Annotated in this window: 2 protein-coding genes; both read right to left on the bottom strand. The window is 50.1% G+C overall.

Annotated elements, in window-relative coordinates:
* Positions 1 to 89 precede the first annotated feature (89 nt).
* Positions 90 to 605, bottom strand: coding sequence for a hypothetical protein (locus DQ405_RS26350; RefSeq protein WP_168426471.1), 516 nt, complete (start codon positions 603 to 605; stop codon positions 90 to 92).
* A 1,337-nt stretch (positions 606 to 1,942) separates the two neighbouring features.
* Positions 1,943 to 3,094: phage tail tip fiber protein (locus DQ405_RS26345; RefSeq protein ID WP_168426470.1), on the bottom strand; the 1,152-nt coding region annotated here is incomplete at its 5' end.

Raw genomic sequence — 3,094 nt, 5'->3', positions numbered from 1 at the left:
TACGAAATCCTGAAACACCTGGTCGCCTGGATTCAGCACCGTGTTGACGACTCCATAGGCATATCCAGAGGGCAGGGTGCCTGCGGTATTCAGAGAGACGTACCCATACCCTTGAACTTGGGCAATAGAAACATCATCGATATTGGCAACGTAAGTATAGGGGTTAAAGATTTTGAGACGACGCGCACCATGAGTGCGGCGTCAATATCCAACTCGCCATATATGCCACTTTGCCAAGGCTTAGCGACTGTTCCTTGGGCATATTGCCGGCTCCATTCGCGCTCACTGAGCAAGTCGAAAGCGATTTGTCGTACATGTCCTCCACCGGCGCCACTTACAGTTTGAATGATAAAAACATAGCTCGACGGGAGCGAAACCCCACCATTGCCGAACATGAACAAACCATTGATGGCCGGTAGGGCGTCGGCGCTATCTGTAGGTTTCATAGAGATAGGAACGCTTGCCCCCCAGCCGCTGGCTTTGGCCAAAGCATCCCCCTGATATAACTCTGCGGTCATTGCATTGAGCTTTATCATCGCACTACGTGGAGTATCACCACCCACACCGCTGGGGCGCGTGCCCAGATCAATTTCTTGTCGTGCCATTTGAAGCTCCCAAAAACAGGCAAAAAAAACCGCACTACGGCGGACGTTAAAAACATAAGTCATCTGTTAAAAACAGCATGTACCACTACTGGGATTGTTATCTGACTTCACAATGTAGAGAAAATGAGACTAGCCACTCATAGGGCTGCGTTTTTTTTAACTTAACCGTTATGACTAGAGCACTGCTAGCGTCCAATGCTCATTCCCCCCTCACTCTCACTCTGTAGTTCCACCCACTACCTTCAGGTGCAAGTGAAACAACGCCAAATGCATCGTGTATCTCGCAGACCCCTCGGACATCTCATTAGAGCTGTGCTTCATGTAGCGCTTTTAGATATTTAAAATCGGCATCGCAGGAAAGTCATAAACTACGGCACCAGGAATACCACCTAAAAACATACCGGAAGGCGCATCCATAAAAARACTCCAAAAATAGTAAGGGTATTCCACTAGCAGCCCAACCCAGTCCTACTTCCGTAACCACCGATACCTGTCCACGACTGCTATTGGTAATCCCAAAAAATGCAAAAGGAAGTACCCCTATGGCTACATACTGCCCATTCTCTATCGGAGCCTTCCGATAGTGATAGAGATCGTCACGACCATTTACAAAAGGACTACCACTCACCCTAACCCAATCCTCTGCTTTACCGGATACCTCTCCAGAAAATGTGAGCATTCTCCGACTAGCATCAAAAACTCTATTGCTGACATCGTTGAATACCGACAAAGACCACTCTTCATCAGGGGGTAAATTCGTCGTATACGCTTGCCAGTTCAACGTAATGTCTGCTTGCCTCACCCGAACAGAAAAACCTGTCCACGCTCCGACCGAACCTATCGGTGTGATTCCTCCTATTTGTCCTTTACCCAGCCACTGGGCAGCGCAGGCGATAGGCGGATCGAGTGAAGTGATTATTGCCGCGAATCGGATAGAAGTAAGGCCAATCGCACAGTTCGTAGTACCAGACTCAGCCAAGGAATAATTCAAAAATGTAGAGTCGACGAGGATTTCCCCATCCGAATTTCTTACCGCTAATCCAAAGTTCATTTGTACGCCACCAAAATTAGCACACTAGAACACAAATAAGCTGGGCGGTAGTACCATTCATAGCCCCAGACTATTTGTCCCTCTAAAAGAGAAGCGGAGACACCTACCTGCCCGGCCCACCCTATGGGTATCGAATAGAGATAAGCATTAGCAGGACCATACCCAGGTACAGCCTTACTTCCTTTTGTCAGTGCCTCTACCGAAAACTTCTCTATAACCCGCAATGCCTGGCCTGTCATTGTGTTAATGGAAGCCCCCGTAGAATTGAATGTTATAAGTCCAAAACTCATGCACTCAAATCTCCCATTTGAACCCTAAGGGTACCAACCGAATCAAACACTTTTATCGCTCGATTATTCATCAGCATTCTTCCTGTTCCTGGCACCGAACCGTTGATTTCGAATGTTCCATCGAAGAACAACCTCCAACCTCGCTCCGCCTCCTTATAATTATTAGATTGAATGTAATTACCGATCTTGGCATTGGTAATAGTCCCATTCCCAATAAAGGCATCAGCAATAATCGTCTGCCCGTCCTGAATTACAAATGGAAATTGATTTTTCTGCCCTACTGCAAACCGATCAGCACTGATGATGAATTGGCTCTCCAACCCACCCGGTCCATTTTCTAAGCCAAGCCCGATACCGGCATAGGAATACTGCCCTTTGCCCGCGTCGTACTGCATGCGCACAGACCAGTTGGCCGTGACCTTGCCCTCCACAGTCTGAATAGCCGTCGCGTTGGTTTGGATGGCCAATGTTTGGCCACCTACCGTGGTTTGGACGGTGTCGATGCGTTGGCCGAGCGCCTGATCGCCATTTGTACGCGCGGTAGTCTCGCTCTGAACAGCCGCCTTATTGGCGTCGGTTTGTGCAGTGACGGAATCGATCCTGCTGCCGAGAGCGCCATCGGCATTGATACGTGCAATCTGTTCGGATTGGACAGCCGCTTTGTTGGCGTTGGTCTGCGCCATAACCGTATCGATCCTGCTACCCAATACCCCGTCGGCACTAATACGTGCAGTCTGTTCAGACTGAACAGCTGCCGAGTTCGCAGCATGTTTTACTTCCAGTACGTCCGTGCGCTGCCCCTGGATCAGGTCGCCCTCGATAATCGCCGACTGAATCGACCAGACGCCGACGCTCTGCTGTTCGGAACCCTGCCACCCAGCTTCGTCACCCTGCATAGAAGGGTTAACCTGCAAGGAGATGCCATCAACCCGTTCTGCCGTGGTAGTGACCTTGCCATCCAGCGTGGTCACCGTAGCCTTCAGGGTGTTCAACCCATTCGCTGTAGCGCTTACGCCGCTGACCGGATCATCAACCGTGACCTTCACAGCATTCAGTTGCTGGGCCTGAGCGTTTGATGTCGCTGCCATGCTGAGCAATTGCCGCCGAGTTCTGCTGTATGTGTGCAGCCAGTGCCGCGGTGGTTTGCA

The sequence above is a fragment of the Pseudomonas sp. SST3 genome (assembly GCF_003325755.1).
Note: the sequence above shows the minus strand (reverse complement) of the source record. Positions and strands in the feature narration are given on the sequence as shown.

Bases quoted from the DNA above. Each gene is read 5' to 3' on its own strand.
- DQ405_RS26350 (WP_168426471.1), bottom strand. From the start codon at position 605: ATGGCACGACAAGAAATTGATCTGGGCACGCGCCCCAGCGGTGTGGGT.